The sequence below is a fragment of the Kineococcus aridisoli genome (assembly GCF_050871885.1).
In the GTDB taxonomy this organism is placed as follows: domain Bacteria; phylum Actinomycetota; class Actinomycetes; order Actinomycetales; family Kineococcaceae; genus Kineococcus.
The window spans coordinates 13,896-36,649 of the sequence record NZ_JBJLSF010000035.1; the positions used below are offsets into that span (position 1 = coordinate 13,896).

The following is a 22,754-nucleotide window of genomic DNA, read 5'->3' on the forward strand; positions in this document are numbered from 1 at the left end:
CCGCACGTCTTGAGCGCGCGCCACGGCCAGGGGGCCGGGTTCACCCGAGCGGGCTCGTGCAGGCCTGATCCTGGCTCACCGCACCGGAGCGGCTGCTCGTGATGGCGATCCAGGACCCGGAGCGGGAGCGGACCGAGATGCAGTAGTCGTCTCTGCTGTGCTGGTAGACCAGGGATGCGGCTCCGGCGGCGACGTCCTTGGACCGCTTGACGGTGGCCGCGTTCGCCGGCACGGGGGTGGTGTCGGACCACACCACGGCGTCGGGATAGGTCTGCGACCCGCTGAAGTACGCCTCCAGCTCGTTCTGAGCAGCGCGTACGTCGGCGCGGGCCTGGGCATCGAAGGCGCGATTGCGCTGCGCGAGGAAGCTGGGGATGGCGATGGCGGCCAAGATCCCGATGACGATCATGACGACGAGCAGTTCGATCAGGGTGAAACCCCCGTCCTGCGCACACCGATTCCTACGCACCGCAACATCTCGATTCTTCGATGGGAACGACGAACGGCGCCCGACTCATGGCCGGGCGCCGTTCGACGTGCTTCAGGGTCAGGCGGTGGCGCTGGTGCAAGCACCGGTGACGACGCCGGAGGTGGCGTTCGTCACCTTCCAGAAGGTGCCGGACTTCGACTTCACGGAGACGCAGTAGTTGCCCGTGGCGTCGTCCTTGAAGTAGGCGGGAGCCGCGGTGTCGACGTTGGCCGAGCGCTTGATGTAGACCGTGGTGGCAGAGGCGTTGGTGGTCGGCGCCGGGCCCCAGGCCACAGCCGTCGGGTACGCCTGAGCGTCGGTGTAGTAGGTCTCGAGCTCGGTCTGAGCAGCACGCACGTCGGACTTCGCCTGGGTGTCGTAGCCCTTGTTGCGCTGGTTCAGGAAGGTCGGGATGGCGATGGCGGCCAGGATCCCGATGATGATCATGACGACGAGGAGCTCGATCAGGGTGAAGCCCTGGTCCTTCTCGTCCATGGCCTTGCGGATGCGAGCGAGCATTCGACGCTCTCCTTCGTGAGTGTGAGTACCGGAGCCGCTCGCGTCTCGCGCACCGGCTGGTGTGCGGCTCTGATGGAGGTATCGGTGCGGCCCGCGGAAGCTTGAGCACCTTCGTCACCGCGTCACCCGAACGGTGCATCCGCCGGCGGGCAGGAGAACGCAGACGGCCCGTGCGCCATCGCGCACGGGCCGCCGGAGGTGCTGGGATCAGCCCTGGACGAGGTCCATGACCTTGAAGATGGGCAGGTACATGGCCACGATCATCGAGCCCACGATGCCGCCCAGGAAGGCGATCATGAGGGGTTCGATGAGGCTCGTCAGGGCCTCCGTGGTCGCCTCGACCTCCTGGTCGTAGAAGTCGGAGATCTTGTGCAGCATGGCGTCCAGGGCACCGGTGTCCTCGCCGACGCTCATCATCTGCACGACCATCGCCGGGAAGACGGCGTGCTCGGCGAGCGGGCCGGCCAGCGAGCGCCCCGAGCGCACGCTCTCCATGACGTCCTTGGCTGCGCGCTCGATGACGACGTTCCCGCTGGCGTCACCGACGATCTCCAGGCTCTGCAGGATGGGCACGCCCGAGCGCAGCATGGTGCCGAGGTTGCGGGTGAAACGGCTGAGCGCGATCTTCTGCGACAGCAAGCCGAAGATGGGCACCTTGAGCTTCAGCGGGTCGACCAGCTCGCGGACCTTCCGCTCGTCCTTGACCTTGCGCCAGACGATCGGAGCGACGATCGCCAGCACCACGCCGATGGGCGCCGCGTACTTCATGAGGTGGGAGAGCACCACGAGGATCCGGGTGGGCAGCGGCAGCGTCCCGCCCATGTCCGCGAACATCTGCGCGAAGATCGGGACGATGAACAGCAGCATCCCGACGACGGCGAGGATGGCGATGACGAAGACGACGACCGGGTAGGTCATCGCCGCCTTCACCTTGGCCTTGAGCTTCACCTCGGCCTCGAAGTTGTCCGCGATCTGCACGAGGACCTGGTCGAGGAAACCGCCGACCTCGCCGGCCCGCACCATGTTGACCATGAGCGGGGGGAAGACGTCGCGGTGCTTGACGAGGGCGCTCGACAGCGAGGTGCCCGCCTCCACCTCGGCGCGGCACTCCTGCAAGGTGGCGGCGAGCTTCTTGCTCTCGGTCTGCTCCGCGAGGATCGACAGCGCCTTGAGCAGGGAGAGGCCGGAACTGACCATCGTGGCGAACTGCCGCGACATCAGCGCCAGGTCCTTGAGCTTGACCCGGTTCCCCCCGGGCAGGTTGATCTCCATCTGCATGCCCTTGCCGGCCTGGCTCTGGGCGATGGAGACGGGGGCGAGCCCCTGGCTGACGAGGCGCTGGGCGACGAGCGAGCGGTCGTTGGCCTCGAGGGTGCCCTTGACGAGCTTTCCGGTGCGGTCGCGCGCGGAGTAGTCGAACGTCGTCATGCCCGGCTTGGCAGCCGGCTTCGCGGGCGCCTTGGTGGCGGTGGCCATCGTGTGTCGTCCTCTCAGCGCCCGGTCAGGCGACGGAACTCGTCGGCGGCGTGGCACTTCTCCAGGCCGTGTTCGAACGTGATCTGGCGGGTGCGCACGAGCTCGGCGAGGTGCTGGTCGAGGGTGTGCATGCCGAACTGGGCGCCGGCCTGCATCGCGGAGCCGATCTGGTGGGTCTTGCCCTCGCGGATGAGGTTGCGGATGGCGGGAGTGGCGACGAGCACCTCGGTGGCGACGACGCGGCCTCGGCCGTCGGCGCGCTTGCACAGCGTCTGGCAGACGACGCCCTGGATCGCCGAGGCGAGCTGGACGCGGATCTGCTGCTGCTGGTGCGGGGGGAAGACGTCGATGACGCGGTCGATGGTCTGCGCGGCGTCCTGGGTGTGCAGGGTGCCGAAGACGAGGTGGCCGGTCTCGGCGGCGGTCAGGGCCACCGAGATCGTCTCCAGGTCGCGCATCTCGCCGACGAGGATGATGTCGGGGTCCTGGCGCAGGACGTGCTTGAGGGCGTTGGCGAAGGACTTGGTGTCCTCCCCCACCTCGCGCTGGTTGATGAGGCAGCTCTTGTGGCGGTGCAGGAACTCGATCGGATCTTCCACCGTCATGATGTGGTCCTTGCGGGTCCGGTTGGCCAGGTCGATGATCGACGCGAGCGTCGTCGACTTGCCGGAGCCGGTCGGGCCGGTGACGAGGACGAAACCCCGCTGGAGGTTGGCGAAGGAGCCGACGACGGGCGGGACGCCCAGGTCCTCCAGCGGCTTGATCTCGAACGGGATGCGCCGGAACGCCGCGCCGACGGACTCGCGCTGGCGGTAGACGTTGACGCGGAAGCGGGAGTGCCCGGGGACCTGGTAGGCGAAGTCCAGCTCGAGGTTCGCCTCGAAGACCTCGCGCTGCTTCTGCGTGAGGATCGCGTAGACCATCTCCTGCAGCGAGCGCGAGTCCAGCTTCGGGAAGCCCTCCATCGGCGTCAGCTCACCGGACAGGCGCGCGGTGGGGGCGGCGCCGCTGGTGAGGTGCACGTCGGAGGCGCCCAGCTCCAGGCCGGCGATGAGGACGTCGTTGACGCGGACCTTGCCGCCCTCGTCGGGCTCGCCGCCCGCGGTGACGAGGACCTCGGTGGGGGTGGCGACGGGTTCGGGTTCGGGGGCCAGCAGGGGGCGCACCGGCTGCGGCGGGGCGGCGGGCGCCAGGGAGTGCCGCGCGGGCTCGGCCGCGGCGGGTGCCAGGCCCACGCCGCCGGTGATCTCCTGGGAGTCGTTCTCCAGCTGGCGCAGCAGGGCGCTGATGTTCGGGCGCGGCGCGGGGACGCCGTCCTCGGGGCGCATGTTCACCGGGACGTACGGCTGCACCGGCTGCCCGCCCTGACCAGCGTTGTCCATCTCGCTCCCCACACCCGACACGACCGAGCACGCGCACGGCAGCGCTGGGTCCCCAGCGCTCTCCGGTGCTCATCGGCGCCGGGCGAGGGCCTCTTGAGGTCGGCGATCACCGGTGTCAGCCGTTCGGGTGCCCTCCCCGGGTGGCCGCCGGAGCGCGCCCGGGGCACCGTGGAGGCCTGCCGCCCCGCTCGGGGAGCGGAGCGAGCGGGAGGGGCGGCGGTGGCGGCGAGGGACCGGGGGCCGGGCGCGGTGCGCCGCCGGGACCGCGACCTGTTCGTGGTGCGCGAGGAGCGCCCGCGGGGCGGGCCGCTGGGCTGGGCCGCCCTGGTCGTCGGCGTGCTCGCCGCGTTCGGGCTCCTGGCGCTGGCCCTGACCGTCGTGGGCGCCGTCCGCAGCCGCGACGAGGTGCAGCGGGCCGAGCGGAACCTGCCGGCCGTCGGGCGCTACGACTTCGCGGCGGCCCCGGCCGACCTGCGCAGCGGCTCCCCCGCCAGCGCGCCGGACCTGCGGGTGAGCGTGGTCTCCGTGCTCGTCGACGAGGACGCGGTGCGGGTGGACCTCCGCTGGACCACCACCGGGGACGCCCCCGCGAGGTGGGACTGCGGCCGCGACACGCTCCAGGCGGGCCGGTGGGAGGTCTACTCCCCGCGCCTGGAGCGGGAGGCCTCCGACGACACCGCCTCGCTGTGCGCTCAGGCGCGGGACGCGGCGCCGGTCGTCCTCGCGCCGGATGCCGAGCTCGCGGACTTCCACGTCTTCCCCCGCGACGCCGCGTGGGGGGCCGGACCGGCGCTGATCGGCGCGCGCACCCGCGAGCAGACCTCCCCGAGCGGCGACGACCCGGCCGACCTCACCCTCACCGTCGACCTGAGCACCGCCGAGCGCCGCTGAGCACGGGCGCACCCGCGGGCCCGCTCACCCGGCGGTCCTCGGCGGAGGGTCTGGTTCAGGCCCGGGCGCGCTCGGCCAGCGCCGCGAGCCCCGCGGCGCGCATCGCCGCCACCGGACCGGGCCGGCCGGTCATCAGCTCCACCTGCGCGACGGCCTGGTGCAGCAGCATCTCGAAGCCGCCGACGACGGTGCCGCCCCACTGCCGGGCCAGCGGCGTCGGCCAGGGCGCGTAGACGACGTCGAGCAGCAGCGGCCACCAGACGGGGCGGAAGGCGCCGAGCAGGGCCTGCGCCATGGCCTCCGAGCCGCCGATCGGCACGGTCGACAGCACGACGTCGGCGGTGAGGGCGACCGGCAGCTGCGACCAGTCGCGGACCTCCACCTCCCCGCCCAGGCGGGCCGCGACCGCGCGCAGCTCCAGCGCGCGGTCGGGGCTGCGCACGACGACGACGGGCCGGGGGCAGCCGGCCTGCAGCAGCGCCACCACGGCCGAGCGGGCGGTGGCCCCGCCGCCGAGGACCACGCCGCGCGAGATGCGCTCCGCGCCGGCCTCGGCGAGCGCGGTCACCAGGCCGATGACGTCGGTGTTCTCGGCCCGCAGCCGCACCCCGCGCCGGCCGGGGGTGTTGCGGCGGTCCAGGCGGGGGGTGACGACGACGGTGTTCACCGAGCCGACGGCGCGGGCGAAGTCGCTGACCTCGTCGACCAGCGGCACGACCGCCTGCTTGAGCGGCATCGTCAGGCTCAGCCCCGCCCACGAGGCGTCCAGGCCCTCGACGACGGCGGGCAGGCGCTCCTCGTCGACCTCCAGCAGGTCGTAGGTCCACCCGGTCAGGCCCAGGGCCTCGTAGGCCGCCCGGTGCAGGGCGGGCGAGAGGGAGTGCTGGATCGGGGAGCCGCAGACCGCCGCCCTCACGGTGCGGCCCCGCGGCCCGCCGACCGCCCCCGCCTGGGCGGCGGAGCCGGGGTCGGCGTCGGAGTGGGGGTCACTGGTTCTCCGGGTGCTCCCGCAGGTACGTGCGGAACAGCTCGACGTTGGCGGCGTGCTCGGTGTCGGTGGTCGCGAAGCGCGTCTCACCGGTGGCCAGGTCCACCGTGACGAAGTACAGCCACGGGCCGGGCTCGGGGTTCATGGCCGCCCGCAGGGCGTCCTCCCCCGGGTTGCTGATGGGCCCGGCGGGCAGGCCCGGGTGCAGGTAGGTGTTGAAGGGCGAGTCCGTGGCGCGCTGCTCGGCGGTCGTGGTGACCTTGGAGGAGCCGACGGCGTAGCTGACGGTGGAGTCCAGCTGCAGGTTCATCCCGATCGCCAGGCGGTTGGCCAGCACGCGCGTCACCTTGGCCATGTCCTCGGCGGTGCGGGCCTCCTTCTGGGCGATGCTGGCCTCCACGACGACGTCGTGGACGCGCTCGGCGGGCACGCCGAGGTTGGCCAGCACCTTGTTGGTCTGCCCGACCATCGCCGACAGCAGCTCCACGGCGCTCTCGTCGGGGTCGACGTCGTAGGTGGCCGGGAAGAGGTAGCCCTCCACGTTGCCGTTCGCGGCCGCCGGCAGGCCGAGCGCGGCCGGGTCGGCCAGGGCCGCCTGCAGCTCCTCGGCGCCGATGGACGTCTCGCGGCCGATGAGCTCCAGGACCTGCTGGGCCCGCAGGCCCTCGGGCACGGTCAGCTTGGTCGTCACCTTGGAGGCGGGGTCCAGCAGCAGGGCGACGGCCGCGGCCGAGGACATGCGCTCCCTGAGCCGGTAGGTGCCCGGCTGGATGCCGGCCATGCCCGGCTGGGCCTGGGCGGCGGAGACGAAGGCCCCGGACGTCTTGACGACACCCGCCTCGGCGAGGGTGCGGCCGATGGCGCGGCCGCTGTCGCCCTGGGAGACCTTCACGTCCACCGATCCGGTGCCCGAGCCCTCCCAGTCGTCGCTCTCGGTCAGCCGGGCGACGACGGGCCCGAGGGTGCCCCAGGCGGCCCAGGCGCCGCCGCCGACGACGCAGACCGCCAGCAGCAGGGCCACCAGGGCGCGCCGGCGGCGCACGCGGCGGCGCCGGCGGGCGCCGTCCGAGCGGGTGTCGGCAAGATCCATCAGGTCCATCATGAGCCTCAGCCCTCCGTGGCGTCGGGTCGTGCTCCGCCTGCGTCGAGTTCCGGGTGCGCGTGCTGCTGGTGGTGCTGGTCGTGCCGGTCCGCGCCAGCCTGCCCGCGGTGGCGGCGCTTGGTGCGGCCCTTCGGCGGCTGCACCACCCGTCCGGGGGCACGTCCGCTGGAGCGCTCGGCGTCGAGCGCCGCCTGCAGCAGCACGACGGCCGCCGCCTGGTCGACGACGGAGCGGAACTGCTTCTCCTTCTTGCCCGCGGCGTGCAGGACCCGGTGCGCGTCGACGGTGCTGAGCCGCTCGTCGACCATGCGCACGGGCACACCCGGCACGGACCGCACGATCTTCGCCGCGTACTCGAGCGCGCGCAAGGCCGCGGGGCCCTCGCTGCCGTCCAGCGACAGCGGCAGCCCCACGACGACCTCGACCGCACCGCGCGAGGAGACCTCCGCGGCGATCTCCGCGACGTCGGCGTCGTGCTCGGCGTCGCGGGCGAGCGTCCGCACCGGTGAGGCGATCACACCGGCAGGGTCGCACGCCGCCACGCCGACGCGGACGCTGCCGACGTCGACGGCGAGTCGGACTCCCGGGCGCACCCGCTGCCCGCCCCGGTCCCCGAGCCCGCTCAGCGCGAGCCGGTGACGCGCTGGCCGACGGCGTGCTCGATGCCCGCGAGCGCCTCGGCGACCTTGGAGGCGTCCTGGCCACCGCCCTGGGCGACGTCGTCCTTGCCGCCCCCGCCGCCGCCGAGCACCTGCGCGGCGGCGCGGACGAGCTCACCGGCCTTGACGCCCCAGCGGCGGGCCTCCTCGTTGGTCGCGACGACGACGACGGGGCGCTCCTTGGCGATCCCGGCGACGGCCACGACGCTGGGGCGCGCGTCCCCCAGGCGCGAGCGCACGTCGAGGACGAGCGTGCGCAGGTCGTCGGCGGAGGCCGGCCCGGCGTCGTGGGTGACGACGCTGACCCCGAAGGTGTCCTTGGGCGCCGCGGCGATCTGCGGCGCGAGGGCGAGGACCTGCCCGCCGCGCAGCCTGGCGATCTCCTTCTCCGCCTCCCCCAGCCGCGTCAGCAGGGAGCCGATGCGCTCGGGCAGCTCCTCCGGGCGCGCCTTGACGACGTCGGTGAGCTGGTTGACCAGCAGGTGCTCGCGGGTGAGGAAGTCGAACGCGTCGGCCCCGACGAGCGCCTCGATGCGGCGGGCGCCGGAGCCGATGGAGGACTCAGCGACGATCGAGACGAGCCCGACCTGCTGGGAGGTCAGGGTGTGGGTGCCGCCGCACAGCTCCTTGGACCAGTCCTCGCCGATGGAGACGACGCGCACCCGGTCGCCGTACTTCTCCCCGAAGAGGGCCATGGCGCCCGAGTTCAGCGCCGACTCGCGGTCCATGACCTGGGCGGAGACCTCCAGGTCGTCGTGGATGCGCTCGTTGACGACGGCCTCGATCTCGCGCACGACCTCGCCGCCGACCTGCGCGGTGGAGCGGTAGTCGAAGCGCATCCGGCCCGGGGCGTTCTGCGACCCCGCCTGGGTGGCGGTGTCGCCGAGGTGCTCGCGCACGACCTGGTGCACGAGGTGGGTGGCGGTGTGGGCGCGGCTGATGGAGCGGCGGCGGCCCGCGTCGACGACGGCGTGCACGGCGTCGCCGGCGACGAGCTCACCGCCGGTGACGGTGCCCCGGTGCACGTACAGCCCGCGCACGGGCTGCTGCACGTCGGTGACCGTGACGACCGCGCCGGAGGCCGTGGTGATCGTCCCGTGGTCGGCGAGCTGGCCACCGCCCTCGGCGTAGAAGGGGGTGCGGTCGAGGACGACCTCGACGTCGGTGCCGGCGGGCGCCGACGGGGTGCTGACCCCGCCCTGCAGGACGACGGAGACCCGCGCCTCCTCGGAGGCGACCTCGTAGCCGGTGAAGACGACCGGGCCGGTGAGGCCCTCCAGCGTCGAGCGGTAGATCGACAGGTCGACCCCGCCGGTCTTCTTGGCCTTCGCGTCCGCCTTCGCGCGCCCGACCTGCTCGGCCATCAGCGCGCGGAAGCCGGCCTCGTCCACGCCGACACCGGCCTCGGCGGCCATCTCCAGCGTCAGGTCGATGGGGAAGCCGTAGGTGTCGTGCAGCGCGAACGCGCGCTCGCCCGACAGCGACGAGCGGCCCGCCGCACGCGTCTGCTGCACGGCGGTCTCGAAGATCGCGGTGCCGGAGACGAGGGTGCGCCGGAAGGCGTCCTCCTCGGCGTAGGCGACGCGGGAGATGCGCTCGAAGCCGTCGCGCAGCTCGGGGTAGGAGGCGCTCATGACCTCCATCGAGGCCGGCAGCAGGTGCGGCAGCGCGGGCTCCTCGACGCCCAGCAGGCGCATCGCGCGCACGGCGCGGCGCACCAGGCGGCGCAGCACGTAGCCGGCGCCCTCGTTGCCGGGGGTGACGCCGTCGCCGATGAGCATGAGCGCGCTGCGGACGTGGTCGGCCACGACGCGCATGCGGACGTCGTCCTCGTGCACCGCGCCGTAGCGCTTGCCGGACAGCTCCGCGGCCTTGTCGAGGACGGGGCGCACCTCGTCGATCTCGTACATGTTGTCGACGCCCTGCTTGAGGAACGCCACGCGCTCCAGGCCCATGCCGGTGTCGATGTTCTTGGCCGGCAGCTCGCCCGCGACGTCGAAGTCGGTCTTCGTGCGCACCGCGGACAGCTGGTACTGCATGAAGACGAGGTTCCAGATCTCGATGTAGCGGTCCTCGTCGGCCTCGGGGCCGCCCTCGGCGCCGTACTCGGGGCCGCGGTCGAAGTAGATCTCCGAGCACGGGCCGCCGGGACCGGGCTGGCCGGTGTTCCAGTAGTTGTCGGCCTTGCCGCGGCGCTGGATGCGCTCGGCGGGCACGCCGACCTCGCGCCACAGCTGGAAGGCCTCGTCGTCGTCGAGGTAGACCGTCGTCCACAGCCGCTGCGGGTCGAATCCCAGGCCGCCCTCGGCCTCGGGGGTGGTCAGCAGCTCCCAGGCGAAGGCGACGGCCTCGCGCTTGAAGTAGTCGCCGAAGGAGAAGTTGCCGTTCATCTGGAAGAACGTGCCGTGCCGGGTGGTCTTGCCGACCTCGTCGATGTCCAGGGTCCGCAGGCACTTCTGCACGCTGGTGGCGCGCTTGTACGGCGCGGGCACCTGGGCGGTGAGGTACGGGATGAACGGCACCATGCCGGCCACGGTGAACATGAGGCTCGGGTCGGTCGACACCAGCGAGGCGCTCGGCACGACCACGTGCCCCTTGCGCTCGAAGAAGTCGAGCCACCGGCGACGGATCTCTGCCGTCTGCATCGGACGTGCCTCCTGTGTCGGGACTGCCGCGCGCGGGCCCGGGGGTGCGCGCGCGAGTGCTGCGGATCGTGCTGCGGAACGAGGTCCGACCCTACCCGCCCGGCCGGGCACCGGTGCGGTCGCGGTGCACGGGGTGATCACCGGGTGACCACCCGCCGATCACGGGCCGAGCACCTCGCGGGCGCGGCGCGCGACGGCCTCGAAGCGCTCGCGCCCCAGCGCCGCCCCCTCGCGGCGCACGTCCGCCGCGGCCACCCGCAGCAGCCGGTCCAGGCGCACCTCGCTGGGACGGCCCTGCCGGTCCCAGGCGCCGGAGCCGACGTCCATCCACACCCGCCCGCGGCGGGCCTCCTCGGCGGCGTCGCGGTCGTGGTCCTTGCTCGTGAGCATCAGCGCCAGCAGGTCCGCTCCCGGCTGCGGGCCGGTGCGGCCGACGACGAGCACGGGCCGGTCCTTGCCGCGCCCGTCGCCCTCCTCGTAGGGCACCCACGCCCACACGACCTCCCCCGGGTCGGGCCGGCCGTCGGCGCGCGGGGCGTACTCGATGCGCAGCGCCCCCGGGGCTGCGCCCGCGGCGGCGGGGGCGGCGGCCGACCCGGCGGGGCGGGCGACGTCGACGGCCCCGCCCGGTCGGCGGCCGGCGCGCGGACGGGGGCGCTCGGCGCCCGCGTCGGCCGCCGGCGGCGTGCTGCGGGGCGCGGCGCCGCGGGGGGCGGCCGAGCGCTGCAGCTCGCGCAGCGCCACCTCGCCGGCGCTGCGCAGGACCGAGGACAGCAGGCGGGTCAGGGCGGGCACCCGCGCGACGCTAGCGCGACGCCGGCGACGGGCGCCCGCCGCCGCTCAGCGGCCGCGCACGATGCGCCGCAGCCGGGCCACCCGCTCGCGCAGCTGCGCCTCGAAGCCGCGGTCGGTGGGCCGGTAGTAGTCGGTGCCGACGAGCTCGTCGGGGGCGTACTGCTGCTCGGCGACCCCGCTGGGCACCTCGTGCGCGTAGACGTACCCCCCGCCGTGGCCCAGCCGCTGCGCGCCGGCGTAGTGGCTGTCGCGCAGGTGCGCCGGCACCGACCCGCCCCGGCCGGCGCGCACGTCGGCGATGGCGGCGTCGATCCCGGCGTACGCGGCGTTGGACTTCGGGGCCGTCGCGTTGTGCACGACGGCCTGCGCGAGCACGATCCGCGCCTCCGGCATGCCGATCTGCGCGACGGCGTGCATCGCGGCCACCGCGGTCTGCAGCGCGGAGGGGTCGGCCATCCCGACGTCCTCCGCGGCCGAGATGACGATGCGGCGGGCGATGAAGCGCGGGTCCTCCCCCGCCTCCACCATCCGCGCCAGGTAGTGCAGCGCCGCGTCCACGTCGGAACCGCGCATCGACTTGATGAACGCGCTGGCGACGTCGTAGTGCTGGTCCCCGGCGCGGTCGTAGCGCACCGCGGCCCGGTCCAGCGCCCGCTCGGCCAGCGCGAGGGTGATCCGCGGGCGGGCCTCGGCGCCCCGGTCGTCGAAGGCGGCGCCCGCCGCGGCCTCCAGCGCCGTCAGCGCGCGGCGCGCGTCGCCGTCGGCCACCCGCACCAGGTGCTCGAGGGCGTCCTCGTCGACGTCCAGCTCCCCGGCCAGGCCCCGCGGGTCCGCCAGCGCGCGGTGCAGCAGGCCGCGCACGTCCTCGGGGGTCAGCGGGCGCAGCGTCAGCAGCAGCGAGCGCGAGAGCAGCGGCGTGACGACGGAGAAGTTCGGGTTCTCCGTCGTCGCGGCCACGAGCACGACCCAGCGGTTCTCCACCCCCGGCAGCAGCGCGTCCTGCTGGGCCTTGGTGAAGCGGTGGATCTCGTCGAGGAAGAGCACCGTCTGGCGGCCGTACAGGTCGCGCTCCCGGCGCGCGCCCTCCACGACCCCGCGCACGTCCTTGACGCCCGCGGTCACCGCCGACAGCTCGGCGAAGGTGCGGCCCGCGGCGTGCGCGAGCACGTGCGCCAGCGTCGTCTTGCCGGTGCCCGGGGGCCCCCACAGGACCACCGACGCCGGCCCGGCGCGGCCCAGGTCGCCGTCGGCGGCCAGGCGGCGCAGCGGGGACCCGGCGGCCAGCAGGTGCTGCTGGCCGACGACCTCGTCGAGCGAGCGCGGCCGCATCCGCACCGCCAGCGGGGCGCCGGCCAGGACCGCGGGCACGCCCGGGGCGCCGGCACCGGCCGCGGTGCCGTCCGCGGCGTCGGGGGAGAACAGGTCGGCCACGCGCCGACCGTACGTCCTGGCGGACCGGCGCCGGCACGACCCCCGGCGGCACGACCCCCGGCGGCGCGACCGGCCGCCGCGCGGGCGCCGGCCCGGTCGCCGACGGGCCGGTCCACCGCCTCCCGGGGCCCGCGCACACCCGGTGCACGCCCCCGGCACGCCCGGCGCTGGTCCGATCCGGTGACGACGCACAGGAGAAACCCAGCGTTCACCCCACCCGCTGGCAGGTCGCGGGCCGAGCATGGAGGCATGACCGCTCCCACCACCGGCCGCCGCTCGGAGCTCACCCGCCCCGACGGCACCCCGCTGCGCGTGCTCGTCGTCGACGACGAGTCGACGCTGTCCGAGCTGCTGAGCATGACGCTGCGCTACGAGGGCTGGGAGGTGCAGACGGCGGGCAACGGCCTGGACGCGGTCCGCGCCGCCCGCTCCTTCCGCCCCGACGCGGTGGTCCTGGACATCATGCTGCCGGACATCGACGGCCTGGAGGTGCTGCGCCGGCTGCGCGCCGACGCCACCGACGTCCCCGTGCTGTTCCTGACCGCCAAGGACGCCGTCGAGGACCGCGTCGCCGGGCTGACCGCGGGCGGTGACGACTACGTGACCAAGCCCTTCAGCCTGGAGGAGGTCGTGGCCCGGCTGCGCAGCCTGCTGCGGCGCTCCGGCCTGGCCGCCGCCAAGCAGGAGCCCGTGCTCGCCGTCGGCGACCTGCTGCTCGACGAGGACAGCCACGAGGTCTCCCGCGCCGGTCAGGAGGTCCGCCTGACGGCGACCGAGTTCGAGCTGCTGCGCTACCTCATGCGCAACCCGCGCCGCGTGCTGTCCAAGGCGCAGATCCTGGACCGGGTGTGGAACTACGACTTCGGCGGACAGGCCAACATCGTGGAGCTGTACATCTCCTACCTGCGCCGCAAGATCGACGCCGGGCGCGCCCCGATGATCCACACCGTCCGCGGCGCCGGCTACGTCCTCAAGCCCGCCGACGTCGGCTGAGCCCGCACCGCCGGCGCCGACGCACCACCCTCGGACCGTGACCTCCGCACCGGCCGGCCCACCGGCCACCCCACCGGCCACCCCACCGGCCACCCCACCGGTCAGCGCCCCGCGCCGCCGCCTGCGCGCGCCCACGACGCTGCGCAGCAGGCTGCTGCTGACGACCACCGCGCTGCTGGTGGCCGTCGGCCTCGTCATCGGCGTGGTGACGACGCTCGCGCTGCACCACGAGCTGTCCCAGCGGGTGGACCAGCAGCTGGCCGACGCGGTGCAGCGCTCGCAGGTCCTCGGCCGCGGGGGACCACCGGGCGGCGGACGCGGCGGGGCCGGGGTCTACACCGGGTGCGGCACCGGCGCGGTGGCCTCGTTCGTGGGCCCCGGCCAGGCGGACGGCACCCTCAACGCCGTCTTCGCCGACGGCGCGTTCGCCGCCGGGCAGTCCGGGGTCGTGGACACCGGCTCCGACGACGCCGTCGGCTGCCGGACGCCGCTGACGGCCGCGCAGGCCGAGGTGCTGCGCGGGGTGGGCCTGGACGAGCGCGAGAGCGTGACGCTGCCCGGCCTGGGCGCCTACCGCGTCCAGGCCGCGCTGCGCGAGGACGGCTCCCTCGTGGTCGTCGGCCTGCCGCTGGCCGACGTGCGCGGCACGCTCGCGCGGGTCGTCGCCGTCGAGGTCGCCGCCGTCCTGCTCGGCGTGGCCGCGGCGGCCGGCGTCGGCGGCGTCCTCGTCCGCCGCGACCTGGCGCCGCTGCGCCGGGTCGCGGCGACCGCCGCGCGCGTGTCCGAGCTGGAGCTGGACCGCGGCGAGGTGGACCTGGAGCACCGGGTGAGCCCCGCCGACGCCGACGAGCGCACCGAGGTCGGCCGGGTCGGCGCCGCGATCAACCGGATGCTCGACCACGTCGGCTCCGCCCTGGCCGCGCGGCACGAGTCCGAGCAGCGGGTGCGCCGCTTCGTCGCCGACGCCAGCCACGAGCTGCGCACCCCGCTGGCCGCGATCCGCGGCTACTCCGAGCTGACCCGCCGCAGCCGCGACGCCGTGCCCGCGGACGTGCTGCACGCCATGGGCCGGGTGGAGTCCGAGGCGCTGCGGATGACGGGCCTGGTGGAGGACCTGCTGCTGCTGGCGCGCCTGGACTCCGGCCGGCCGCTGGAGCGCGAACCGGTCGACCTGACGATGACGGTGCTCGACGCGGTCGGCGACGCGCAGGTCGCCGGCCGCGAGCACGTGTGGCGCCTGGACCTGCCCGCGCAGGCCGTGGAGGTCGTGGGCGACCCCGGCCGGCTGCACCAGGTCCTGGCGAACCTGCTGGCCAACGCGCGCACCCACACCCCGCCCGGCACCACCGTCACGGTCGGCCTGCACCCCGACGGCGACCGCGTCCACCTCGACGTCGTCGACGACGGCCCGGGGATCCCGCCGCAGCTGCTGCCGCGGGTCTTCGAGCGCTTCGCCCGGGGGGACTCCTCGCGCTCGCGCGCGGCCGGCAGCACCGGGCTGGGCCTGGCGATCGTGCAGGCCGTCGTCGCCTCCCACCACGGCGTCGTCGGCGTCGACAGCCGGCCCGGGCGCACCGCGTTCCGCGTCACGCTGCCCGCGCACGAGCCCGCCGCCGCTCCGGGCGGAGGTGGGCGGCCGGCGGTGAGGGCGTGACGGCGACCACCGCCGGCGAGCGCCGGCCGGTCCCGGGGGCGGCCGCGGTGCCCCCGGCGGCGCTACCGGTCGGCGTCGGCGCCGCCGACGGCGCGCAGCGGCGCACCGGTGCCGTCGCCGTGACGCTGCGAGCGAGCGCGCCACCAGGCGGCCGCGCCGACCAGGGCCGCCGCCAGCAGCCAGCCGCCCAGCACGTCCGTGGGCCAGTGCGCTCCCAGCCACACCCGGTCCACGGCGACCACGAGCAGCAGCAGCGCGCCGAGCACGCCGACGAGGCGGCGCAGCGCCCCGGGGCGCAGCAGCAGCACGACGGCGATCAGGACGACGGTCGCCGACGACATCGCGTGCCCGGAGGGGAACGAGCCGCCGCCGGCGCTCGTGAGCCCCGCCTCCAGCGCCGGGCGCTCGCGGGCCAGCAGCAGCTTCAGCGCCGGCGACAGCAGGGCGGCGACCGCCCCGGTGACCAGGGCGGTCAGCGCGTCGCGCCCGCGGCCCGCGCGGGCGCACCAGGCCGTGGCGAGCGCACCGAGCAGGTACAGCCACACGGGCTGGGTGAGCGCCTCGACGACCTGCGCGACGCGGGTGGGTCCCGGGTGCTCCAGCGCCGCGGAGACCGCCGCGCGCGAGAGCGGCCCGTCCAGGCCGGCGCTCGCGCCCGTGGAGACCAGCACCGCGAGCGCGGCGGCCGCGGCCGCGCAGACCACGGCGACCGCGGCCGCGCGGCCGGACCTCACGCGGGCTGCTGCCCGGGTTCCTGCGCCCGCTGCTGCGGCGCCTGGCCGGTCTTCGCTTCCGGCTTCGGCTCCGGCGTCGCGTCGACCCCGGCCTCCTTGCGCTGCTGCGCGGTGATGGGCGCGGGCGCGGAGGTCAGCGGGTCGAAGCCCCCGCCGGACTTCGGGAAGGCGATGACCTCCCGGATGGAGTCCGCACCGGCCAGCAGGGACACGACGCGGTCCCAGCCGAAGGCGATGCCGCCGTGCGGCGGGGCGCCGTAGGCGAAGGCGTCGAGCAGGAACCCGAACTGCTCGCGGGCGGTCGCCTCGTCGATGCCCATGACCGCGAACACGCGCTCCTGCACGTCGCGGCGGTGGATGCGGATCGAGCCGCCGCCGATCTCGTTGCCGTTGCAGACGATGTCGTAGGCGTTGGTCAGCGCCGAGCCGGGGTCGGCGTCGAAGGTGGCCAGGTGCTCGGGCTTGGGCGCGGTGAAGGCGTGGTGCACCGCGTTCCACTGACCGGCGCCCAGCGCGACGTCGTCGTCCTCGGCGGCGGGCTTGAACATGGGCGCGTCCACGACCCACAGGAACGACCAGGCGGACTCGTCGACCAGGCCGCAGCGGCGGGCGATCTCACCGCGGGCGGCGCCCAGCAGCGCCCGCGAGGGGTTCACCGCGCCGGCGGCGAAGAAGACGCAGTCGCCGGGGGCCGCGCCGACGTGGGCGGCCAGACCGGCCCGCTCGGTCTCGGAGAGGTTCTTGGCCACCGGGCCGGACAGCTCCCCGTCCTCGCCGACCAGGACGTACGCCAGGCCGCGGGCGCCGCGCTGCTTGGCCCAGTCCTGCCAGGCGTCGAGCACCTTGCGCGGCTGCGAGGCGCCGCCGGGCATGACGACCGCACCGACGTAGGGGGCCTGGAAGACGCGGAAGGAGGTGTCCGCGAAGTACTCCGTGCACTCCACGAGCTCCACGCCGAAGCGCAGGTCCGGCTTGTCGCTGCCGTAGCGGGCCATCGCCTCGGCGAAGCTCATCCGCGGGATCGGCAGCGGCACGTCGACGCCGATGAGCTTCCACAGCGCCGCGACGATCTCCTCGCCGAGGGCGATGACGTCGTCCTGCTCGACGAAGCTCATCTCGATGTCGAGCTGGGTGAACTCCGGCTGCCGGTCGGCGCGGAAGTCCTCGTCGCGGTAGCAGCGGGCGATCTGGTAGTAGCGCTCCAGGCCGCCGACCATGAGCAGCTGCTTGAACAGCTGCGGGCTCTGCGGCAGCGCGTACCAGGAACCGGGCGCCAGGCGGGCGGGGACGATGAAGTCGCGCGCGCCCTCGGGGGTGGAGCGGGTCAGGGTGGGCGTCTCGACCTCGGTGAAGCGGTGCGCGTCGAGCACGGCGCGGGCCGCGCGGCCGGCGTCGCTGCGCAGCCGCAGGGCGCGGGCGGGCCCGCTGCGGCGCAGGTCCAGGTAGCGGTGCTTCAGCCGCACCTCCTCGCCGACGTTGAGGGTGTCGTCGATCTGGAAGGGCAGCGGCGCGGCCTCGGAGAGGACCTCCAGCGCGGTGGTGTCGACCTCGACCGCGCCGGTGGGGATGGCGGGGTTCTCGTTGCCCTCCGGGCGCAGCCGCACGTCGCCGGTGATGCGCACGCAGTACTCGTTGCGCAGCTCGTGCGCGCCGCCGGCGTCGAGGATCTCGTCGCGGGCGACGACCTGCACGACGCCCGAGGCGTCGCGCAGGTCCAGGAAGGCCACTCCCCCGTGGTCCCGACGACGCGCCACCCAGCCGGTGAGCGTCACGGTCTGTCCGGCGTGACCGGCGCGCAGGCTGCCGGCCTCGTGGGTGCGGAGCACGGGGAGTCCCTTCGATCGTCAGTGCGCGGGGAGTGCGCAGCGACGATCCTACGGACGTCCGCGCCGGGGCGTCCTCGAGCGGGCGCCCCGGCGCGACGGCGTCAGCGGCGCGGCCCGGGGACCCCGGCCTCCGCGCCCGCCAGCTCGGCGACCAGCCGGCGGGCCAGGCGCTCCAGCAGCACGAGGTTCACCTGCGGGTCGACGACGACGGCCAGCAGGTGCGCGGCGCCGACGGCGTGGACGACGAGGGTGCCGTCGGCGCCCTTGACGGTCGTGGAGGAGAAGGCGCCCAGCCCCGCGGTGCCGGCGGCGCGCTCGGCGATGCCCAGGACGGTGGCGACGACGGCCGCGGCGGAGTCGTGGTCGCTCTCGGGGCCGTCGTCGTGGAAGGCCAGGCCGTCGGTGCGGGCGATGAGCACGCGGCGCACCCCGGGGACGTCCCGCTTCAGCGCCAGGCTCACGCGCGTGGCGTGGTACTTGACGATCACGCGTGCGCTCCACCGGTCGTGGCCGCGGACGCCGCGGACGCCGCGGCGGCGCGGGCCGCCAGCACGGCGACGCCGTCGAGCAGGACCTGCAGGACGGCGGTGCAGTCGGCGGGGTCGCGGGGGTCGCAGGCCGCGAGCGCCTGGGGCGAGGTGCCCAGCTGCGCCGCCAGCCGCGCGCGGGTGCCCGCGGGGTCGGCCCAGCGGCTGACGGCGACCAGGCGGGGCGTGCTCGGCGCGGTGCGGGCGAAGGCGGCGACGATGCCCGCGGCCTCGGCGACGCTCTCCGGGCGGCTGGCGTCGACGAGGACGAGGTAGCCGTCCATGCCGCGGGCCAGCAGCTCCCACGTGAACGCGAAGCGCTCCTGGCCGGGCGTGCCGAAGAGGGCGATCCGGGTGTCCGCCCAGGACGCGCCCGGCGGGGCCGGCACCAGCGCGGTGGTGTGGTCCAGCGCGACCGTCGTCGACGTCTTCAGCGCCGCGGTCGCGTCGCTGACGCCGGTCTCGGTGGTGACCAGCGGGCCGGAGCCCAGGGCCCCGGTCACGGTGGTGGCGAACGTCGTCTTGCCGGCGCCGAAGGGACCGGTCACGACGATCTTGCGGGTGGTGGGCACGGCGGCTCCTCGGGCGCTGGGCCGGGCGGCGGCTGCGCCCGGGCGGGGTGCACCGACGGCGGCCGGCCGGGCGCTGGGCACGGTCCGGCCGCCGTGGGCTGGTGCGGTGGGGCCGCGCGGGGCGGCGGCGGCCTCGGACGGCCTCGGACGGCCTCAGATGGCCAGGTCGCGCTCGAGGATCGTCAGCTGGCGGCGGGCCATGGCCAGGTTCGACTGGGCCTTGTTGAGGACCAGGTAGAGGAACAGGCCCTGGCCGGACTGCGACTGGATGAGGCGGATCAGGTGGATCTGGGTGCCGAGGGTGATGAGGATGTCCTCGATCGACTCGCTCAGGCCCAGGCGCTGCATCGTGCGCAGCTTGGCCCGCACGACGTCGGTGTTGCCGGCGGCGGCGACGTCGAGGTCGAGGGCACCCCCGCCGGCCTGGCCGAGCGACATGCCGCTCTCGTAGTCGACGAGGGCGGCGGCGGTGGCGCCGTCGATCTCGAGGCAGGCCTTCAGGGTGGCGTCGACGTTGGTCACGTCCGGTCCTTCCGTTGCGGGCTCCCGGACCGCGGCTGTTCCCCGGTCCGTTGCTGTCCTCCAGTGCTTCGACGTGCGAGCACTTCGACTGAACGGCGCCCGCCGTGCCGACCGGGTGAACTCGGCTGCGACGAACGGGTGAGCGGGCTCTCCGCGGGCGGTTCCGGCCCGTCCGGCGCAGGGGTCCGCGCACCCCGGCCCGTGCGGCAGGCTGGGGCCGTGAGCGCACCGAGGAGGGCGGCCGGCGGCCGCGGGCTGCCCGCGCTGCCGCAGCCGGACGTGGCGCGGCTGCAGCCGGCCGCCGGCCCGCCCGCGAGCGGGGCCCTGCACGACGGGCTGCTCTTCGACGGCGTCGACCTGACCGGCGTCGACGCCGGTGACGGCCGCTTCCTCGGCTGCGTCCTGCGCTCCGCGGCCGCCGACGGCCTGCGCCTGGCCGGTGCCCGGCTGGTGGACTGCCGGCTGAGCGGGCTGGAGGCCGGCGAGGCGCCGTGGGCCGGTTCCAGCTGGCAGGAGGTCGTGCTCGGCGACTGCCGGGTGGGCGCGTGGGGCCTGGCGGGCGCGCAGTGGACGCGCGTGGCGGTGGAGCGGGTGCGGGTCGACTTCGCCGACCTGCGCGGCACCACCTTCACCGACGTCACCTTCCGCGGCTGCGAGCTGCGCGACGTCGACGCCTCCGCGGCCCGCTGGACGCGGGTGCGCTTCGAGGACTGCCGCACCGGGCACCTCGAGGTCACCGGCGCACGGCTGCAGGACGTCGACCTGACGGACTGCGAGCTGGAGGCGGTCTCCGGCGTGGGCGACCTGCGCGGCGCCGTGGTCAGCCAGGTGCAGCTGGCCCGGCTGGCGCCGCTGCTCGCCGCGCACCTGGGCGTGCGCGTGGCCGGCTGAACCGCGGGCGCCGGCTGAACCGCGGGCCGGCGCGCCGGTTCAGCGCCCGCGCAACCCCGCCAGCTGCACCAGGTACGGGTTGCTCGCGCGCTCCCGGCCGATCGTGGTGGCCGGGCCGTGCCCCGGCAGGACCTCGGTGGCGTCCTCGAGCGGCAGCACCCTCGTCAGCAGGCTGCGCAGCATGGCCCGGGAGTCGCCCCCGGGCAGGTCGGTGCGCCCGATCGAGCCCGCGAACAGCACGTCCCCGGACAGCAGCAGGTCCGCCTCGCCGGGACGCTCGACGGTGAACAGGACCGAGCCCTCGGTGTGGCCCGGCGCGTGCGCCACCCGCACCGACAGCCCCGCCACCTGCAGCCGCGCGCCGTCGCCGACCAGGACGACGTCCTCCGGCTCCCGCCACGGCTGGGCACCGGTCGCGGCCCGCAGCGCGGAGCGCAGCGACGCGTCGAGCCCGGCCAGCGGGTCGCGCAGCAGGTGCGCGTCGTCGGCGTGGACGGTCGCGGCGACGCCGTGGGCGCCGCAGACGGGGGTCACCGACCAGGTGTGGTCGAGGTGGCCGTGGGTCAGCAGGACGGCGGCCGGCCGCAGGCGGTGGCGCGCGAGGACCTCGGCGAGCCGGTCGACCACGCCGACGCCGGGGTCGACGACCACGCACTCCTGCCCCGGCCCCGGTGCGAGGACGTGGCAGTTGGTGCCGAACGCGCTCGCCTCGAGCGTCTCCACGAGCATCCGGCGACTGTAGTGAGCCCCGCGGGGCCTCGCAGACCGTCACCGTGCGCGAACCGGGACGGGCACGCCGTGACCGACTGCTCCGATCGAACGACCTGGCACCTAGAATGCCGCGGGTGAGCGAGCACCCCCAGGAGCCGGCGTCCTCTGCGGACGTGGCGGACACCCCCGACAGCCCGACCACGACGACCGGCGCGAGCACCGAGGAGGCGCCGCAGGCGGCACCCCCGGCGCCCGAGGCGCAGGCCGACCAGCCGCAGGAGGCCCAGCCGCTCGACGAGGTCCACCCGCTGGACGGGGCGGACGCGCCGGCCGCGGACGTCACCGCCGACGTCACCGCCGACGTGCCGACGGGCGGGTCCGCTGAGCCTGCGGAGTCCGCGCCGGCGCCGGGCGGCGCCGTCGAGGGTCCCGGCGACGCCGCCGGTGGGGGCACGAGCACCGATGCCGGCTCGCCCGCCGCGCCGGCCGCCCGACCGAGCCCCGCGCGGCTCGCGGGCCGCCCGGCGCCGCGGCCGGCGCCCGCGCCCTCGCCCGCCGCCGAGGCCTCCGAGACCGCTCCCGCGCTGGAGGCCGCGCACACCACGACGGTGGACCGCGAGGCGGCCGCCGCCTTCGGCCGGGTCGACGAGAACGGCACCGTCTGGGTGCGCCGCGCCGACGGCGAGCACGAGGTCGGCGCCTACCCGGACGCCACCCCCGAGGAGGCCGTCGCCTACTTCGTGCGCAAGTACGAGGAGGTCGTGGCCCAGGTCGACCTCTTCGAGCAGCGGCTGCGCAGCACCGAGCTGGCCGGCAAGGACATCGTCAGCGGGGTGAGCGCGCTGCGGACCGCGCTGGCCGAGACCCGCGCCGTGGGCGACCTGGACGCCCTCGCCGCCCGCGTGGAGGCCCTGGCCACCGTCGCCGACGAGGCGCGGGCGGCGGCCGACCGCGCCCGTGCGGCCAACCGCGAGCGGCTGCGCGCCGCCCGGCTGGCCATCGTGGAGGAGGCCGAGGCCATCTCCGGGCAGGACCCGGAGAAGGTGCAGTGGCGCACCGCCGGCGAGCGGCTGCGGACGCTGTTCGAGGAGTGGAAGGCCGCCCAGCGCGAGGGCCGGCTGGACAAGCGCAGCGAGGACGAGCTGTGGAAGCGGTTCAGCCACGCCCGCAGCGCCTTCGACAAGATGCGGCGCCACCACTTCGCCGCGCTCGGCGAGCAGCGCTCCGGCATCCGCGCCGAGAAGGAGAAGCTCGTCGCCGAGGCCGAGGCCCTGTCGACGTCGACGGACTGGCGGGGCACCACGAACGCCTACCGGGCCCTCATGGACCGCTGGAAGGCCGCCGGCCGCCTGGGGCGCAAGGACGACGACACGCTGTGGGAGCGCTTCCGCGCGGCCCAGGACGTCTTCTTCGCCGCGCGCAGCGCGGCCAACGACGAGGTCGACGAGGAGTTCCGCGGCAACCTGCAGGTGAAGGAGCAGCTGCTCGTCGAGGCGGAGGCGCTGCTGCCGGTGCGCGACGTCAACGCCGCCAAGGCGGCGCTGCGCGGGATCCAGGACCGCTGGGAGGCGGCAGGGAAGGTCCCCCGCGCGGACCTCGGCCGCGTCGAGGGCCGCCTGCGCGCCGTCGAGACGGCCGTGCGCGACGCCGAGCAGGCCCGCTGGGCGCGCAGCAACCCGGAGGCGCAGGCGCGCGCCGGTGGGCTCGCCAGCCAGCTGGAGAACGCGATCCGCGACCTCGAGGCGGACGTGGAGAAGGCGCGCGCCTCCGGTGACGCGCGCGCCCTGGCGCGCGCCGAGGAGGCGCTGCGGGCGCGCCGGGCGTGGCTCGACGCCGCGCAGGCGACGCTGCGCGAGGTCCGCTGACCCGGCGCCCGACCTCCGGGAGCTCCGGCCGCGCCACCGCCGTCCGCACAGGACGGCGGGGGCGCGTGCTCGTCCACAGCGGCGCGGCGGCCGCTGGCGGCA

General features: G+C 75.4%; 21 protein-coding genes. 5 read left to right on the forward strand and 16 right to left on the reverse strand.

Going from position 1 to position 22,754, the window contains the following annotated elements; all coding sequences use genetic code 11:
- Positions 1-40 precede the first annotated feature (40 nt).
- The 4 genes from ACRYM2_RS11520 to ACRYM2_RS11535 all read right to left on the reverse strand — a co-directional run bounded on the left by ACRYM2_RS11520 (position 41) and on the right by ACRYM2_RS11535 (position 3,846).
- Complete coding sequence (locus ACRYM2_RS11520; protein WP_432522481.1) at positions 41-469, reverse strand: type IV pilin protein; 429 nt, start codon at positions 467-469, stop codon at positions 41-43.
- 78 nt (positions 470-547) lie between these two features.
- Entirely contained in the window at positions 548-988 is a 441-nt protein-coding gene (locus tag ACRYM2_RS11525; RefSeq protein WP_432522483.1) for a type II secretion system protein, read from the reverse strand.
- A gap of 207 nt (positions 989-1,195) precedes the next feature.
- Complete coding sequence (locus tag ACRYM2_RS11530; RefSeq protein ID WP_432522485.1) at positions 1,196-2,464, reverse strand: type II secretion system F family protein; 1,269 nt, start codon at positions 2,462-2,464, stop codon at positions 1,196-1,198.
- 14 nt (positions 2,465-2,478) lie between these two features.
- Complete coding sequence (locus ACRYM2_RS11535; protein WP_432522487.1) at positions 2,479-3,846, reverse strand: type IV pilus twitching motility protein PilT; 1,368 nt, start codon at positions 3,844-3,846, stop codon at positions 2,479-2,481.
- A gap of 219 nt (positions 3,847-4,065) precedes the next feature.
- Between ACRYM2_RS11535 and ACRYM2_RS11540 the strand changes: the two genes are divergently transcribed.
- Positions 4,066-4,737, forward strand: coding sequence for a hypothetical protein (locus ACRYM2_RS11540; protein WP_432522489.1), 672 nt, complete (start codon positions 4,066-4,068; stop codon positions 4,735-4,737).
- 55 nt (positions 4,738-4,792) lie between these two features.
- Here ACRYM2_RS11540 and ACRYM2_RS11545 read toward each other — a convergent pair whose 3' ends face one another.
- The 6 genes from ACRYM2_RS11545 to ACRYM2_RS11570 form a co-directional block, all read right to left on the reverse strand.
- On the reverse strand, positions 4,793-5,653 hold the full coding sequence (locus ACRYM2_RS11545; protein ID WP_432522491.1) for a shikimate dehydrogenase: 861 nt from the start codon (positions 5,651-5,653) through the stop codon (positions 4,793-4,795).
- Positions 5,654-5,723: 70 nt separating this feature from the next.
- Entirely contained in the window at positions 5,724-6,815 is a 1,092-nt protein-coding gene (gene mltG, locus ACRYM2_RS11550) for an endolytic transglycosylase MltG (RefSeq protein ID WP_432522493.1), read from the reverse strand.
- A 17-nt stretch (positions 6,816-6,832) separates the two neighbouring features.
- Entirely contained in the window at positions 6,833-7,420 is a 588-nt protein-coding gene (gene ruvX, locus ACRYM2_RS11555) for a Holliday junction resolvase RuvX (protein WP_432522495.1), read from the reverse strand.
- 29 nt (positions 7,421-7,449) lie between these two features.
- Positions 7,450-10,131: an alanine--tRNA ligase gene (alaS, locus tag ACRYM2_RS11560; protein ID WP_432522497.1), complete on the reverse strand. Its 2,682-nt coding sequence runs from the start codon at positions 10,129-10,131 to the stop codon at positions 7,450-7,452.
- Positions 10,132-10,290: 159 nt separating this feature from the next.
- The gene (locus tag ACRYM2_RS11565; protein ID WP_432522499.1) at positions 10,291-10,926 is read right to left on the reverse strand and encodes a type II toxin-antitoxin system PemK/MazF family toxin; all 636 of its coding nucleotides are present in this window, start codon (positions 10,924-10,926) and stop codon (positions 10,291-10,293) included.
- Positions 10,927-10,971: 45 nt separating this feature from the next.
- Positions 10,972-12,357 carry a replication-associated recombination protein A gene (locus ACRYM2_RS11570; protein ID WP_432522501.1) on the reverse strand — a complete coding sequence of 462 codons (1,386 nt, stop codon included), beginning with the start codon at positions 12,355-12,357 and terminating at the stop codon, positions 10,972-10,974.
- Positions 12,358-12,606: 249 nt separating this feature from the next.
- On the opposite strand from ACRYM2_RS11570, the gene ACRYM2_RS11575 reads away from it, so the two are divergent.
- Together ACRYM2_RS11575 and ACRYM2_RS11580 are read left to right on the forward strand one after the other, a co-directional pair.
- On the forward strand, positions 12,607-13,350 hold the full coding sequence (locus tag ACRYM2_RS11575; protein ID WP_432522503.1) for a response regulator transcription factor: 744 nt from the start codon (positions 12,607-12,609) through the stop codon (positions 13,348-13,350).
- 121 nt (positions 13,351-13,471) lie between these two features.
- A complete protein-coding gene (locus tag ACRYM2_RS11580) occupies positions 13,472-15,004 on the forward strand; it encodes a sensor histidine kinase (protein WP_432522532.1) in 1,533 nt (510 codons plus the stop codon).
- 62 nt (positions 15,005-15,066) lie between these two features.
- On the opposite strand, the gene ACRYM2_RS11585 is transcribed toward ACRYM2_RS11580, so the two are convergent.
- The 5 genes from ACRYM2_RS11585 to ACRYM2_RS11605 all read right to left on the reverse strand — a co-directional run bounded on the left by ACRYM2_RS11585 (position 15,067) and on the right by ACRYM2_RS11605 (position 19,185).
- On the reverse strand, positions 15,067-15,738 hold the full coding sequence (locus ACRYM2_RS11585) for a phosphatase PAP2 family protein (protein ID WP_432522505.1): 672 nt from the start codon (positions 15,736-15,738) through the stop codon (positions 15,067-15,069).
- A complete protein-coding gene (aspS, locus tag ACRYM2_RS11590) occupies positions 15,735-17,564 on the reverse strand; it encodes an aspartate--tRNA ligase (RefSeq protein ID WP_432522507.1) in 1,830 nt (609 codons plus the stop codon). The genes ACRYM2_RS11585 and aspS overlap by 4 nt, the downstream gene beginning before the upstream one ends.
- 101 nt (positions 17,565-17,665) lie before the next feature.
- A complete protein-coding gene (locus ACRYM2_RS11595; RefSeq protein WP_432522509.1) occupies positions 17,666-18,052 on the reverse strand; it encodes a roadblock/LC7 domain-containing protein in 387 nt (128 codons plus the stop codon).
- A complete protein-coding gene (locus tag ACRYM2_RS11600; RefSeq protein WP_432522511.1) occupies positions 18,049-18,663 on the reverse strand; it encodes a GTP-binding protein in 615 nt (204 codons plus the stop codon). The genes ACRYM2_RS11595 and ACRYM2_RS11600 overlap by 4 nt, the downstream gene beginning before the upstream one ends.
- 153 nt (positions 18,664-18,816) lie before the next feature.
- Positions 18,817-19,185, reverse strand: a complete 369-nt coding sequence (locus tag ACRYM2_RS11605) for a hypothetical protein (RefSeq protein WP_432522513.1) — start codon at positions 19,183-19,185, stop codon at positions 18,817-18,819.
- Positions 19,186-19,404: 219 nt separating this feature from the next.
- Between ACRYM2_RS11605 and ACRYM2_RS11610 the strand changes: the two genes are divergently transcribed.
- On the forward strand, positions 19,405-20,076 hold the full coding sequence (locus tag ACRYM2_RS11610; RefSeq protein ID WP_432522515.1) for a pentapeptide repeat-containing protein: 672 nt from the start codon (positions 19,405-19,407) through the stop codon (positions 20,074-20,076).
- Positions 20,077-20,115: 39 nt separating this feature from the next.
- Here ACRYM2_RS11610 and ACRYM2_RS11615 read toward each other — a convergent pair whose 3' ends face one another.
- The gene (locus ACRYM2_RS11615) at positions 20,116-20,805 is read right to left on the reverse strand and encodes an MBL fold metallo-hydrolase (RefSeq protein ID WP_432522517.1); all 690 of its coding nucleotides are present in this window, start codon (positions 20,803-20,805) and stop codon (positions 20,116-20,118) included.
- A gap of 116 nt (positions 20,806-20,921) precedes the next feature.
- Here ACRYM2_RS11615 and ACRYM2_RS11620 point away from each other — a divergent pair, with 116 nt between their 5' ends.
- Complete coding sequence (locus ACRYM2_RS11620; protein WP_432522519.1) at positions 20,922-22,652, forward strand: DUF349 domain-containing protein; 1,731 nt, start codon at positions 20,922-20,924, stop codon at positions 22,650-22,652.
- Positions 22,653-22,754: the final 102 nt, after the last annotated feature.

Excerpts from the sequence above, each read along its gene's own strand:
- ACRYM2_RS11535 (WP_432522487.1), bottom strand. The coding sequence starts at position 3,846 with ATGGACAACGCTGGTCAGGGCGGGCAGCCGGTGCAGCCGTACGTCCCG.
- alaS (WP_432522497.1), bottom strand. The coding sequence starts at position 10,131 with ATGCAGACGGCAGAGATCCGTCGCCGGTGGCTCGACTTCTTCGAGCGC.
- mltG (WP_432522493.1), bottom strand. The coding sequence starts at position 6,815 with ATGGATCTTGCCGACACCCGCTCGGACGGCGCCCGCCGGCGCCGCCGC.
- ACRYM2_RS11525 (WP_432522483.1), bottom strand. The coding sequence starts at position 988 with ATGCTCGCTCGCATCCGCAAGGCCATGGACGAGAAGGACCAGGGCTTC.
- ACRYM2_RS11575 (WP_432522503.1), top strand. The coding sequence starts at position 12,607 with ATGACCGCTCCCACCACCGGCCGCCGCTCGGAGCTCACCCGCCCCGAC.
- ACRYM2_RS11530 (WP_432522485.1), bottom strand. The coding sequence starts at position 2,464 with ATGGCCACCGCCACCAAGGCGCCCGCGAAGCCGGCTGCCAAGCCGGGC.
- ACRYM2_RS11615 (WP_432522517.1), bottom strand. The coding sequence starts at position 20,805 with ATGCTCGTGGAGACGCTCGAGGCGAGCGCGTTCGGCACCAACTGCCAC.